Genomic DNA, 14,189 nt, shown 5'->3' with positions numbered 1-14,189 from the left:
AAATAAAAAGGAGAGAAACAATCTGAGCTGCTTCTCTCCATGAGTAAAATATAATTAATATATGGATTGCCAGGAAAGAGGACATTGCTGCCCTCCTTATCAAAAAATCTAATACACTATGAACTAGATTTTCTTGAAATTTCCACATCAAAGTATTTGCCAAAATCGGAAGCTTTCAAATCGAAATTTTATATCAAGTCCAATTGATATTGTTTATAATCAACATGATATAAAATATTAATTACATTTAAATAAAAAATTAACATGATAACTATAAATACAAAGACTCATTACCGAATTATTTGTATCAAACATTAATAAACACATAAATGATAATTCGAATTCATTTATGGTCTTAAAATTGATATTGAATTTTATATACCACTATTAATTTGATATTAACTTAACACTTTTTCACAATGATATTCGATAAAAACTTTTTGAAAATGCCGGGAGACGACGGTTTTTTTATTTACCAGGGAGAACAGGATAACAGCAATTTTGTGAATCCTTATAACGATAATCCTTATATGATCAGCTCCCTTCAGAAACTTAAAAAACGAATGACCTGCAGAAAAAAACAATCCATTGTCAATCAATGCCTGGATGAATATAAAGATCATATGGTGGAAAATCCCCAACTCAATCACGTTTTCGAAACAGAAGACATACGGCCGTCAAAAGCGTCTTTTGCCGAATATGCCAAATCCTCTTATCAAAAAGTGCTGAAAGACCTGGAGAATATCCAGAAACTCATTGATCAGCTGAGCATCAATGAAGTGCGTCTGTAAGCCCAAATCAATGAATGCTTGTCAATAGATATAAAAATCCCCGGAACATTTGCTCCGGGGATTTTATATAATATTCTGTTCTAGAGATTCTGATCTTCGTGCTTTCCTTCTTTGATCTCTTCTACCATTTTCGCATTGAAAGCCGGTAAATCTTCCGGTGTACGACTGGTTACCAATCCATTGTCCACCACTACTTCACTGTCTTCCCATACTGCTCCGGCATTTTTAAGATCGGTACTGATGGAATTGACAGAGGTCATTTTCCTGCCTTTGACCGCATCTGCATTGATAAGGATTTGCGGGCCGTGGCAGATCGCTGCGACCGGCTTATGCTGTATGAAAAAATCCTGAACGAAAGACAACGCCTTTTCATTGGTCCTTAATTGATCTGGATTGATGACACCGCCCGGCAAAACCAAAGCTTCGTAATCAGAGGCCGATACGCTATCCAGGGTTTTGTCCACTTCATATTCCTGTCCCCAATCTTTCTCTGCCCAGGCTTTGATTGTTCCCGGTTTTGGACTGACGATATGTGCTGTCCAGCCTTGCTGTTCCAGATGTTCTTTCGGGGATTTCAATTCGCTTTCTTCGAAGCCATCTGTTGCGAGTATTGCAATTTTCTTTGACATAACATTTATTTTTTGGTGATTAATATATCACATCAAAGAAAATATAATGCCGAGCGGGATTTATGAATTATAAACTTTGTTAAAGGTGCTATTTTTAATTCTTGAATGAAAATCCATGTATTAAGATAACCAACACATCTGAAACACCTTTTATGATTCTCAGCATTTTAGATAGCCTGTTTTCTAATTTCCCCTGTTCTGGCTATCTACAATACCATTTCAAACTTTATTTTCCTATCTTATTTCTATAAAAATAGTATTGAAATTCAATACTATTTTTATTTACCAACTTGTTTGGAACATGACCCTCGATAAGACTTGAACGGAAGCTCGAGGTTATCTCCAATAGTACCCTCGCATTCATATTTACAGTACTTTCTTAGACCAACACATCTGGAACACTTGTTATGGTTCTCAATATTTTAGATAGCCTTATTTCTAATTTCTCCTGTTCTGGCTATTTGCAATACCATTTCAAACTTTATTGTTCTATCTTATTTCTATAAAAATAGTATTGAAATTCAATACTATTTTTATTTACCAACTTGTTTGGAACACTACCCGTTTTTATATTCTTTATAAGCATTCAATAATACTTTTTCAAGCTTTTCAAAGTCATATTCTAATGTTGTGGAAGATATAGTAATTGGGGTTCCATATTTTTTAAGGTTAACTTGTAAAAATCGTTTCTTTATTTTATTGGTTTCATTATCTACATATCTTTCAGGGTTTTTAACTCCTATAAGTAAAAATTTTGTAGACATTACCTCAATTCTTTTTATTGAAACGATATCATCCCATTTTATTAATCCCTTGCTAATATAGCTTGAACTATCAATTATTCCATCATTGTTTATAGTAAGACCTAGTTTTCTTGAGAGAACAACTTTTACAAAAACAATTAAAGTGATAAAACAAATTACAAATCCTATAATACTTGTAATCCTTATAAATAAAGGATTTCTAAATAATGTAGAAACATACCTCTCTGGATTCATTATCAATGGTATCTCAATTATTATAAATACCAACAACCCAAATATTAGTAAAAGAATTTTCTTTTTGCTGCTTTTTATTTCTATCTGATTCATATATTAATCTATTTAAAAAAACCGTCTGCCCAGTTCTCCATAACTTCACCTCCATAATATCCTCCTGCAAAACCTCCAATAAGCCCTCCAACAATACCTCCAATAAGAGTTCCTTCTGGACCTACGAAAGAGCCTATTGCACCAAAAACTTTAGCTCCAGCTACAGCCCCAACTTCTGCTCCTGCCAAACCACCAACAACTCCAGCCGTTGCAACTTTTGCATTATGTCCATAAGTCCATCCATCTTGTGATGCACCATATACTATTTTCCCAGCATTTATTGCTTTTCCAACTGGTCCTGTATATTTTCCTATTCTGGAACCATATTCCGACCAGGAAAGCGTTCTTACATATTGGTTGCCATAAAAAACTCTTCCATTGGTATTTGGGAAGTATATTCTTCCATTGGTACCCATTCTTGTATTTCCCGCATTAGATGCCAAAGAGCTTCCCATACTATCATAGAAATCATTAAAATTTCCTGCATCATTAAGAAAATCTCCAAAAGAACTATTATTATCATTGCCTTTAATTCTTATCTCATGCATTATTCCGGGATCACCATTATAAACTCGGGTTCCATTCTCTACAGTATAGCTTGTAAACTTATCTCCGGTTCCACCTGTCCAATACCTATAGTTACCGGTCTGCCCACTGCTAAGGAAGTTATAGAATGAGGTAAACTGTTCGTGTGACATTCCCCCTTCAACCTCTCCTCCCGTAAAGAAACCGTTTCCTGTATTGGTCCAAGAACTATAAGAAGTTGTCTTGTCCCACATATCCTGCAACCAGTTGCTACTCTGAGAAGACCTCCCATCAGGATCAAACATCATCACCGGGTTGTTCATCACATAAGCATAAGGACTTGTAGAAAGGTAGCTCTCTGCTAATTTGTCAACACCAAACCATCTCCCCAGATCCGGCATATACTGCCTCCAACCGTAGTCATAAAAGCCAGTCTCCTGCAGCTCCTTTCCATTGTACTTGTTGTTGAGTGGTGTCCCGGTGACATCATACACAGAATAGAAACCTCCTATAGAGTTCATCCCAAATGGATAATAATCATTACGGTCAAGAACTTCTGCGCTGCCCGTGTCCGGGTTCTTTGCATAGCTCAAACGAACATTACCCAGATGGTCTTTGTACTATATAGGATGTCTATAGTGTAGCAATTCCACCAACACATCTGAAACACCTTTTATGATTCTCAGCATTTTAGATAGCCTGTTTTCTAATTTCCCCTGTTCTGGTTATCTACAATACCATTTCAAACTTTATTTTCCTATCTTATTTCTATAAAAATAGTATTGAAATTCAATACTATTTTTATTTACCAACTTGTTTGGAACACTAGCCTACAGATGATTATCCTACTTATAATGTAAATACCAATTTCCATCGGATTCCCTATCAACCGTCTCTTGAGATTCAAAACCAATAAATACAGATTTCCTTGCTTCTTTAGGATAATTATATTTTTCAAGAAGATAACGCAATTGTAAATATAATCCCTTATTGGTAATTAATTTTTCTTTTTCATAATCAGTCTTAACACATATCCAAAAAGCTAAATATTTCGGGGCTATATTATAAGCGCCAAACCAGTCAACTCTCACATTCTCCGCAGAGACTTCCGAAACAATCATTCTCATTTCATTCTTGATGTCTAGAATCTTTCTTTTTAGATTGTCTTTTGAATTTAGTAAATTGAACATATTTAAGATGCTAACTGAATTAATTTATAAATCTTGTATAAAACTATCAATAATAAACCATTCTTTGTCACTTATTTCAGGTTTCTTATTGACATTCATTCTTGCATATCCATCTATATTTCCTTTATAAGAAGAATATATTTTTACTTTATTTATTGTTATCACGGCGTTTAAAAAGTTAAGAGTATTTTTTTTGTCGGTAATTTATTATGAAATCCTTCATAATAATAAAGAACCTCATTTTTAATATCTTCGATGTAAATTTTTTCAAATTTTTCATTAGATACAGTCACTTTCAAATTACTTGTATTAAGTTTAATGACTGAGAAAAAATTATCTTTCTGCTTATTAGATATTAGAAAATATTGTATAAAATAAACATAATTATCCTTTTCAATATAATTTTTGATAACTATATTATCATTTATATATTTGTCATTAAAATATAATTGACCTATCCAAGGTCCTCCCATATTAATAATCTGTTCTGGATTTTTAAATTGTATACTATTCATTTATTTTGATGCAATCATATTTTTTCTTAGCAACATCTTCATAATAATAAATTTTACCATCTTCCAATTTATAGAGATAAAATAAATTTTTCTGTTCACTAATGATATTAATTTTCAGATTTTTAAAATTAATTTTACAAAGTAAAAATCCAACATTAAAGAATCTTTTGCTATACTTTGGTATATATAAATAATCCTTATCGTATAGATATGGACCTCCGAAAAATTCATTGGATACCTTATTTCCATTTATGGTTAGATTACCAATCTCAGGTCCTCCTTGAACAATTTCTCTTAAATTGGAATATTCAATTAATACCTCATCATTAATAATCTTTTTAATTGGAAAATCAGTGGTTGTTTCAAATTTATTTATCATACTATGCCTTTTACATTTGAACAACAATATTCTTATTGTCAATTTCTCTTGCTATTGCATTTATTGATTGTCCTTTTTCTAGAGAATCTAAATGTTGTCTTGTAATGGGAGTTTTTATTTTATATTTTTTATAAAATGATTCATCCATAACATAATAAATTTCATCATTATGGTCTTTTAGTTTGAACAACCATTCATATTTTGTTGTAAAATTTACTTCTATTATTTTTAATCTCATATCAAGGTATTACTCTAATTATATTACTTAGGTCTGGAACAAAGTATTGTGTTTTCCACTAATCCAAGAAAATTGCATCGCCGCTCTACCTCTGTATACCGTAGAACCAGCAGGAATTTACCAACTTGTTTGGAACACTACCACCAATTCAAACCCTTTCAGTTTAAGTATATTATAATCAAAATCTTGTTTCATATTTTACTTAAATGGTTGATAGTTATTTCATTTACAGTTTCTTTATTAAAATACTAATTATAAATTTTCTAGTCTCTTTTCATCAAAATATTTTGAAGCAGGCATAATTTCCATACCCAAAAGTTTTCCATTAGTATCAAATAATAATCCTATTTCGTTTTTTAATTCTTCTGGCCAGATTTCCTTATCATATTTTTCGCTTTCTTTGTCGATATCATCTACAAACCAAATATACAATCCATCAGATTCATTATCATACTCATATTCCATAATATTATTTTTAAAATTTAAATCCTGTTTCTGGTCTTATACTTAAAATCAAATTTCTTGTTTCATCAATTGCGACTTTTACTCCCTGATGATTATATACTTTGATAATATTCCCTTCAAATTTTCCCACTCCAACTTCTGTCACAACAGACCCTGCTTCTTTTGCTCCGTTAATAACACCACTGACCAACTCTTCTGTGGCTCCTCTTCCCAATCCACTCTTTCTCCAAGCGTGATTAGAAACTTTGAATCCATCTATAACAGAATTTTTTGTAATAGGAGTTGCAACTTCTGAAAAATCAACCAAAATTCTCGGAGCAATCCTAGCATAAGCATTATTAACAGCATTAGAAAGAAACTTCCCAATACCAGCCGCTTTCCAACCCGCAGAAAACAACTCACCACCAGCAAAAGACATCGGTACATCTATAAACAGGAACTTCTCCATCGCCTTAATATCTTGGCAGGTACTGCACGCATCTTCTGCTGCGTGATATCTGCTTCTGGCCTGTTCTATATTCCAGTCACTGATCATGCTGCCAGTGATCTTAATATTATATCCGACAGAGGCTTGCATATTTACGTTATATTCTCCTCCATTATAGCCACCTGTCGCTCCACTTCCTGTCCAGAAAGTATAATTACCTGTTCCTCCGCCCTGTAAAAAGGTAACAAACGAAGTGAACTGAGATGTTGTAAAAGAACCTCCAAAACTTATAGAACTAGGGCTACCACTGGAATCAAACCCACTAAAAGTAGTGACCTGATTATAACTCGTAGCGTCCCACAATTTCTGTAACCACCCCGGTAAATCTCTGCCATCTATATCATAAAACATTGCCGGGTTGTTTACTGCATATGCATAAGGGCTTGTCATATGGTATTTCTCAGAAAACTGATCCATCCCAAACCATCTCCCCAGATCAGGCATATACTGCCTCCAACCATAATCATAAAAGCCAGTCTCCTGCAGCTCCTTCTGGTTGTACTTGTATTCTAAAGCATTTTATTTTGCGTCTTTTTCTCCATAGATCTTCTTAAGATTTTCTATCTGCTTTGCTCTCTGCAAAGAATCTTTTAGTCTTTCTTTAGCGATAAAAACTGGATTATATGGCCCTGTTTGATTTCTTCTTGCTTTTAAATCTAAACAATAAACTGACAATATTAGATTTCCAATTATAGCTAATACTATCCCTAATACAATCCAAGTTCCTATTCTATTTTGTTTTTTTGATAGATTATCAAATTCTTTATTATACTGTTTCCATATATCAGTATGAATAAAGGCAATATAATTAATAACAAAAATGGAAATAGCTGGTATATATACTAATGGGCTCAAAATTGTAAGCTCTCCTGGTAACTTATTAATAAATGACAAGTAGATTAACAACGATATATAAATCCAAGCTTCAAGGATTACAACACCAATGAGGGCTCTATAATCTAACAGAAAATCACCAAATGGATAAGAAGTATATTTTGCAGCTTTATATATTTTGTAAAAAAAATAATAGTAAGCTCTTTTTATTTTTTTCATAAATTCAAATTTATTGTTTCATTGCTCCCGGCCAATATTGCCAGTAAGGATTGAAACTGTTCAGTTCATTTAATTTTGCCTGATCTGCTATAGCTCCAGCATGTTTTTCATTGCCCAGCCAGCCACCAGGATAAAAATTTTCTATTCCACTATATAATGCTGCAGGAAATGCACCTACAGCCGTAAAGCCATAACCAGTCATTCCGAGATTAATTGCAAATTTACCTGGACTTACTGTATTTGGTGCATTCACTCCATTCTTATAATAATTAAGAACCCCAATACCATCAACGAATGTTCCAGCAATTGCTCCAGCAATCCCTAAACCTTTCCCAATTTTCCCAATATTATAGGTAGAGATCCTTGCACGGCTTCCACCTGTCCATCCGCTGCCATAGTATCTTGGGCTCCAGGCAGAGCCATTGTATGCTCCATTGGTTAATCTAAATGAGCCCGGCATCTTTTCAACAGCTGTAAAACCAAATCCTAATCCCGTATTCCACTTCCCGAACTTAGCAAATGCATCTTCATTCTGATTAATCACATCCATAAAGGCATTAAACTGAGCCTGGGCCTGTTTCCCCCAACCTGATGAATTTCCTTTGACAAAGACTTCCGGTACGCTTATTAAAGGCAGATTATCATTATAACCGTTGTTCCCGCCAAGACTGCCGCTATTACCGCCAAGACCGCCACTGTTACCAAAGGCATAGGTTCCTATCCCATTATAGCCAACTGTGGAGCCAAACGGACTATAGAAGCCCATATAGCTAGGTGTCATACTCCCGGAAAATCCGGTATTTATAAATCCACTACCAGTACCGGTGTTTGACCAGCTGGTATTAGTTTGATCCGGTGTCATATACCACATTGTCTTCATCCAATCCGGCATATCGCCATATCTCCCATCCGGGTCAAACATCATTGCAGGGTTGTTGCCAACATAGGCGTATGGACTTGTAGAGCTATAAGTCTCAGAGAGCTTATCCATCCCAAACCATCTTCCCAAATCCGGCATATATTGTCGCCAGCCGTAATCATAAAAGCCAGTCTCCTGCAGCTCTTTTCCATTGTACTTGTTGTTGAGTGGTGTCCCGGTGACATCATACACAGAATAGAAACCTCCTATAGAGTTCATCCCAAATGGATAATAATCATTACGGTCAAGAACTTCTGCGCTGCCGGTGTCCGGGTTCTTAGCATAGCTCAAACGAACATTACCCAGATGGTCTTTGTACTGGTAAATATACTTATTATTAATGTAATCGTAGTAGCCCTCAGAGGTCGGGAAGTACGACAATCCCAAACTTGCGTCCAAAGGTCCTCCCGGGTCTATTACCATAGCTTCCGGCTCGGTAAAGGCTTCTTCCTGGCGGGCATACCTCACATCCTGTGTCGCTGGGTCCTGAACTTCCAGAGCCTCTCTCAACAGCCCTGTTACCATGGTAGTATATACAAAGCCATCCAGGTACTCCGTATTGATCGTGTGGCTGCCGGTTTCGTTATTCAGAACAAATTTCTTTTTCAGCTTCACACCATCCGCACGGTAGTAGAATGTAGAGACATTGGTCTGCTCTATCGTCTCCGGCAGATTAAGGTAATTATAGCTGATATTCGTGATACCTTTATCAGGCATCCTGGTCATGTTGCCGTTGGTGTCATATTCTATAAGACCGCCGCCGCCTTCGTAGCCACCGGGATTTACGGAAGCATCTGTAACGGATGTGATGCGGTTCCCCTGGATATTATAGGTCAGGTTGTCCATCATCTTCACGGCTCCTTTGATCCTACTGCTTGTCCTTTTCAGATTGATGATATTGCCGTTCTTGTCATAGTTCTCTATGATCTCGCTGTTGGCCTTGGCTGCAGGATTGTCCGGCAGCTGGTAGAAGCCTGCCTTCAGGCGGTTGGCGCCGTCATACACATAGCCCTGGCGTTCCGGGCTGCTGTACAGCACCTGTCCGCTGACATCCATGGCTTTCCACACCGTCTCGGTAATGTTCCCATTGTAGCGGGGCTGTACTTTATAAGTGGGAAAATCCAGATTCGGGGTTTCCAGGCCGTCTCTCTGGGTATAGTTGATGTGGTAAGCAAACAGCTTGCTGCCAAGGGTATTGACATTGTTGATATCCGTCAGCCAGCCGCGTACATTATAATTATAATCTATACTCTGCAGGTTGTTGCCCACTTGCTTATTAATAACCTGTCCCAGCTCGTTGTAAGTATATTTCGCCAACAGCTCTTCCGGGTTGCTGTTCACCTGGTGGTAGTGCTCTTTCAGATAATTGCGGTCATTGTACACAAAGCGTTCCTTCACGGTTACTTTAGCACTGGTTGGAAGCCGCTGGTGCTCGGTTTCCACCTTTTCGGTGATACCTGCCCAGTTCTGCACGGTGTGAGTGACCGTAATACCGCCATGGTGGTTGATCTCCTGTGCGCCTACACTTCTTCCCCGCTGGTCATACCAATAGTAGGTCCTGGTCCACTTGTCATCGGAGATATTCTTCACATAGGACGCTGTTGGGAGTGTCTTGGTGCTTTGGCTTGCCAGGTTGTCGGATGATAAGCTAGTTTCTGTAATCAGTGCCGGCTTGGTGGGTGTCCCAACAGGATACTCATCATAATAATTGACGGAAAGAACGGTATCCAGGTAACTGAAGTACCCATTGCTGTAATAGATCTGCAAGCCGTTTCTGGAGAATCCCGTACTATGTGGAGATTCCGTAATCACCATATTGGCAATGATATTCTGTTGCTGCGACCGGGTTCCTCCATTCATAAAACCGGTGTACAACACCCTGCCGAACTGGTCATATTTGGTGATGAGCCATCTGTCCTGTGCCCTCATTACAGCATCCCGGTAGAGGATCAGCCGGTCAGCCTTGTCATACACCATCTCTTCTTTGCCCTTGCCCGGCAGCTTCTTTTCTATCAGCCTGCCTTTGCTGTCGTAGCGGTAGATGTAGCACAGCTCATCTTTAGCTCCCTGATCCAGCGTTCCCAATGCAGAGGCTTTTGGCGGGATGATCATCACCAGCTGCCCATACTGGTTGTAGAGGTAGTGCGTATCCAGCTTCTCCGTTCCGTTTTCCTGGCGGGTAACCAACGTCTGACCCATGGAGTTTTTATACAACACGGATACATTGCCGTCCTCATCCGTAGATACGATCTTGTGAAGCGAGCCTTTGGCATAGTTCTGCGTCTGGGCAACAGCCGGCTGAAAGACGCTCTCGTCATCATCTGAAACGGCGGTGTATTGCTTGATCTCATTCTGCCCGATAAAGAGGTACTCCATTTTTTTGGTCTTACCGCCGGACATTTTCCACGCATCGCCCGGGGCGGCTGTTTCCACAGGACGGCTGAGCGGCGAGTCTTCGGTCTTCACTTCCGCAAACGCGTTGGATACGCCGTAATAGGTATTGATATCCGCTTCGGATACGCTTTGCATAGCTCCCGAAGTGCCGGCTTTGGTAACCGGAAGATATTGCTTTGTCTGCCTGCCTGTTACAGGATCATAGAAATAGGAGCTCACCAAATCCTGCCCGCTATATGTTGAACCTATGGCAATGTCCTGTACTGGCCGGCCTAACCCGTCGGTATACTGTACGGATTGTATCTGTTTTTTGCTGTTATTGGAGTCAGGGTTTGACGCATTATAGGTAACAGGCTCCAGGTAAGTACGACTGTAGGTGTAGGTCTGGTTAGGCGTGAAGCTTTGGGCACTGAGCTCTCCAATAGCGGCAAGCATCAGTAATATATAGATAAAGTATCGTTTCATTTGTGGTTATTGTTTTTAATTGGTATAAACATTCTGCTGATATTTGTTCTCCCTGATCACATTGTGGTTGGTATCTTCTACCCTTATCAGACGGTTCTGGTTGTCATAGAAATAGTATTCTGTAAAACCGTTCGGTGATGTCACACTCTTCACCCCGATCAATGGGTCATAGGTGTAAGTGGTGATCAGGTAATTTTTGAACTCCGGCTTCTTGCGGAAGGTCTCCAGTGCATCTCTCAGCAGCTGCTCATTCGTATTGTCCGTACTGCTGATATCCTGGTTGGACTTCTGTACAATCTCAAGACCGGAAGCATCGCTCTGTCCCATGAGTGCAAGCATCGTGTTATAGCCCAAACCCTCTATCTTTGCAATAGGCTGGGTTCTGTCATAACCCCAGATGATAGCGGTCGGCACGCCCGCCTTATTAGTGGTCTGCAGTACATTCCCCATAGTGTCATAGATATCATTGGTCTGCTCACCGGTGATCACATTATTGATCCCGAAAGACTGTACCGATGACGGAAAATAATTGCCTGACTGATCATATCTGGTCTCCAGCTTGCCCGTCTGTACTCCATCCTGTTTTTGGGTCACTTCCAGCGGTACCGAAAACATATTGGCGCCCAATAGCTTCGTATTGTTCTTCTCTGCAGCATATTGATAGACCGTCTCAGATACCGTCCCATCTGCCGATGTACGCTTCTCACTCATCAGGTTGTTGTTATCCTGATTGAAGGTCTTCTCCATAGTCTCGGTCATTGAGTTACCCGATGAATCGTAAGAAGTGCTGGTGGTCGTGATCTTGTCAAAATAAGATTCCTGGGTGTACATTAATCCTATATTAGCCGTTTCATAAATATATTGCTTTGCCCCATTATATGGAGGAAAAATATAACTATAGTTTATTCTTTCATTTATATTATTATAAATAGTATACTCTTCTTTTTTATCCAAAATGCCTTTTTTTGTTAAATTATAATTTGGCCAAACAGTCATATAACTATAGTTGGGATCATTGATTTCATATGATGGATAATCAAGAGCTGTTTTATAATAGTATTTAAAATACCCTGGTTTATCACTTTCTGTTATCTTAATATTATTATAAATAACTGCTTCTTTCTGATCATCTGGGACTTCCACACCACTAGAAATAAATACATTATTGAAAAGATTATAATTAAAATTTGTAATTTTTTTCAGATTAAATAATGGATCAGTAGGATTAAAATTTTCAGCTTTATCATAATATTTTACACTCTCAATTCTAACCCCCGAATTAGGCAAAGTTGTCTCATTAATATAAGGAGGATCAGACCAGAACTTTTCATATATTTCAAAATATCCATTACCACCTGTTCCTAATAATTCTATAAATGCCGTCCCATTAGATGGAACAATATAAGAATAAGTTGAAAACTGAGTTTCAATTTCATCGTTATGAATAGTAGGTCCAGATATATCCGTACCAATAATATTTTTAACTTTATAAGCCAATCTTGGATTTGGCAATGGTCCTAAGGTTGGATCTGTAGATCCTCCTTCTGCAGAATATATTTCAATTTTATTGAACTTGATATATACCCTTGAGTTGGGAGTGTGTTGTAAATTCGACAGGTAGTATTTTTTACTAATTTTTGAATCAAAAGCTATTGAATCTGTTCTTTTTAAATATTCAATTTCCGGATCGGTAAATTTGAATGGGTTTTTTATATCCTGAATATATGATATTGTATTTTTATCTAAAGGCAATCCATTGTATTTTGCAGGAATTACATTAGCTCCAAAATCATACTCTACCCTACTTCCCGTTGGAAAGTCAATATATTTTAACTGCCCATAAAGTAGGAAATTGGGATTATCTGACTTAAAAATTCCTAAATGTGACAAATCTTCGCCCCACCAATGGTTTTGACCGTATTTTATATAGTCATTAGTATTATATCTAAAAATTATTTTGTCGATAGGTAATGAATGGCTATCTACTTTTTTAATATAATTTAATATTCTAGTATTCACTTTAACAGTTTCTAAACCAAATATTTGATTATCAAAAAAGTTGTAACTCGAATTTGAAATTTCCAGTTCATTTTTTAAAATAAAATTATTTTTTTGATCTTTTAAAATAAAACTTTTGAAATAATAACGATCGTGAAAATCAAACGTTAAACCGCTATTTCCATGTTCAATTTCAATTGTCCCATATTTAGTGGTGATTGATTCAGGTAGATATGTCCAATCTCCCCCGCCTTCTATTGCATCTCTAATATATTTTTTATTTTTAAAAGTCGCTACAATATTACCAGATTGATCTGCTATGCTAGTAACATAAAAATTATTCCTTATATTATATCCAGCATATACAAAACCTAAGCTTACTGTTAAATCATAATTTTGAAAAAGATATTTATACCCTTTACTATCAGTAATTGTGAATGATTTGACAGGCTTTGCATTGGAATAAATTGTCTCTCTTTCAAATTCGATATTAACATTACTAGGTGTTAATTTTATAATTTTAATTATTACATTAGGAGAATTCAAATTTCCAATTTTTTCAAATTTAAAACTACCCTTCTCACCATTAATATTATAATAATATATATCATTCCATATTGCACTTTCAGCTTCTTCAACTTCATCTATAGAATAATTTAATATCTTCCTAGTTATCATAAAATTACTACCAGACAAAGACCAATTTCTTGCTACCTGTCCACAATATTCACCAAGCTTATACGAATTAGGGTTATAGCTCAATCCAAAGTTCAATGTCAGGTCTTTAGTTGCTGGTAGACTTACTAGCGGAAATGATATATCAGGAACACCCGTTTGATAAGCAACAGGTGTCAGAACTGATGCTGCTATAGAATTATCCTGACCTTTGTAAAATAGGCTGACCAATAAAATAAATAGTAATTGTATTTTTTTTCTCATAATCTATGTGTTTTACTCTTTCACGATTTTAGCAGTTAGTTTTTTATTTTGTTGAGTCGGGATACTCGCTTTGATGATGTAAACACCCTGTGGAAGCTTTGAGGTATTGAT

The 14,189-nt window shown here is 36.8% G+C and carries 12 protein-coding genes and 2 pseudogenes; 1 reads left to right on the top strand and 13 read right to left on the bottom strand.

The features are described 5' to 3' along the window. Nucleotides 1–446: 446 nt before the first annotated feature. Nucleotides 447–791 (top strand): hypothetical protein, encoded by a 345-nt coding sequence (locus tag QOL71_RS17120; RefSeq protein ID WP_283418115.1) that lies wholly within the window; start codon nucleotides 447–449, stop codon nucleotides 789–791. An 80-nt stretch (nucleotides 792–871) separates the two neighbouring features. Here the strand turns inward: QOL71_RS17120 and QOL71_RS17115 are convergent, their stop codons facing one another. The 13 genes and pseudogenes from QOL71_RS17115 to QOL71_RS17060 all read right to left on the bottom strand — a co-directional run bounded on the left by QOL71_RS17115 (nucleotide 872) and on the right by QOL71_RS17060 (nucleotide 14,078). Continuing rightward, nucleotides 872–1,420, bottom strand: a complete 549-nt coding sequence (locus QOL71_RS17115; RefSeq protein ID WP_283418114.1) for a type 1 glutamine amidotransferase domain-containing protein — start codon at nucleotides 1,418–1,420, stop codon at nucleotides 872–874. Nucleotides 1,421–1,977: 557 nt separating this feature from the next. Beyond that, nucleotides 1,978–2,511 carry an STM3941 family protein gene (locus QOL71_RS17110; protein ID WP_283418113.1) on the bottom strand — a complete coding sequence of 178 codons (534 nt, stop codon included), beginning with the start codon at nucleotides 2,509–2,511 and terminating at the stop codon, nucleotides 1,978–1,980. A gap of 8 nt (nucleotides 2,512–2,519) precedes the next feature. Beyond that, nucleotides 2,520–3,629: an RHS repeat-associated core domain-containing protein gene (locus tag QOL71_RS17105; RefSeq protein WP_283418112.1), complete on the bottom strand. Its 1,110-nt coding sequence runs from the start codon at nucleotides 3,627–3,629 to the stop codon at nucleotides 2,520–2,522. 252 nt (nucleotides 3,630–3,881) lie between these two features. Next, nucleotides 3,882–4,226: a hypothetical protein gene (locus tag QOL71_RS17100; RefSeq protein WP_283418111.1), complete on the bottom strand. Its 345-nt coding sequence runs from the start codon at nucleotides 4,224–4,226 to the stop codon at nucleotides 3,882–3,884. Nucleotides 4,227–4,396: 170 nt separating this feature from the next. Next, entirely contained in the window at nucleotides 4,397–4,741 is a 345-nt protein-coding gene (locus QOL71_RS17095; RefSeq protein ID WP_283418110.1) for a hypothetical protein, read from the bottom strand. Next, entirely contained in the window at nucleotides 4,734–5,120 is a 387-nt protein-coding gene (locus QOL71_RS17090; protein WP_283418109.1) for a hypothetical protein, read from the bottom strand. Before QOL71_RS17090 ends, QOL71_RS17095 begins: the two co-directional genes overlap by 8 nt. A gap of 10 nt (nucleotides 5,121–5,130) precedes the next feature. Continuing rightward, complete coding sequence (locus QOL71_RS17085; protein ID WP_283418108.1) at nucleotides 5,131–5,358, bottom strand: hypothetical protein; 228 nt, start codon at nucleotides 5,356–5,358, stop codon at nucleotides 5,131–5,133. A 252-nt stretch (nucleotides 5,359–5,610) separates the two neighbouring features. After that, nucleotides 5,611–5,823 (bottom strand): DUF2283 domain-containing protein, encoded by a 213-nt coding sequence (locus QOL71_RS17080; RefSeq protein ID WP_283418107.1) that lies wholly within the window; start codon nucleotides 5,821–5,823, stop codon nucleotides 5,611–5,613. 10 nt (nucleotides 5,824–5,833) lie between these two features. Then, nucleotides 5,834–6,808: pseudogene (locus QOL71_RS17075) on the bottom strand (RHS repeat-associated core domain-containing protein); the annotation flags it as partial. Nucleotides 6,809–6,829: 21 nt separating this feature from the next. Further along, nucleotides 6,830–7,363, bottom strand: coding sequence for a hypothetical protein (locus QOL71_RS17070; RefSeq protein WP_283418106.1), 534 nt, complete (start codon nucleotides 7,361–7,363; stop codon nucleotides 6,830–6,832). Between the two features lie 10 nt (nucleotides 7,364–7,373). Then, nucleotides 7,374–10,259, bottom strand: coding sequence for an RHS repeat-associated core domain-containing protein (locus tag QOL71_RS17065; RefSeq protein ID WP_283418105.1), 2,886 nt, complete (start codon nucleotides 10,257–10,259; stop codon nucleotides 7,374–7,376). Between the two features lie 399 nt (nucleotides 10,260–10,658). Then, a pseudogene (locus QOL71_RS17750) lies at nucleotides 10,659–11,111 on the bottom strand (DUF6443 domain-containing protein); the annotation flags it as partial. A gap of 45 nt (nucleotides 11,112–11,156) precedes the next feature. Then, entirely contained in the window at nucleotides 11,157–14,078 is a 2,922-nt protein-coding gene (locus QOL71_RS17060) for a hypothetical protein (RefSeq protein WP_283418104.1), read from the bottom strand. Nucleotides 14,079–14,189: the final 111 nt, after the last annotated feature.

This window comes from Epilithonimonas pallida (assembly GCF_900182975.1).
GTDB classification, from domain to species: domain Bacteria; phylum Bacteroidota; class Bacteroidia; order Flavobacteriales; family Weeksellaceae; genus Epilithonimonas; species Epilithonimonas pallida.
The sequence above is the reverse complement of the archived record's forward strand: the minus strand, read 5'-3'. Positions and strand labels throughout refer to the sequence as shown.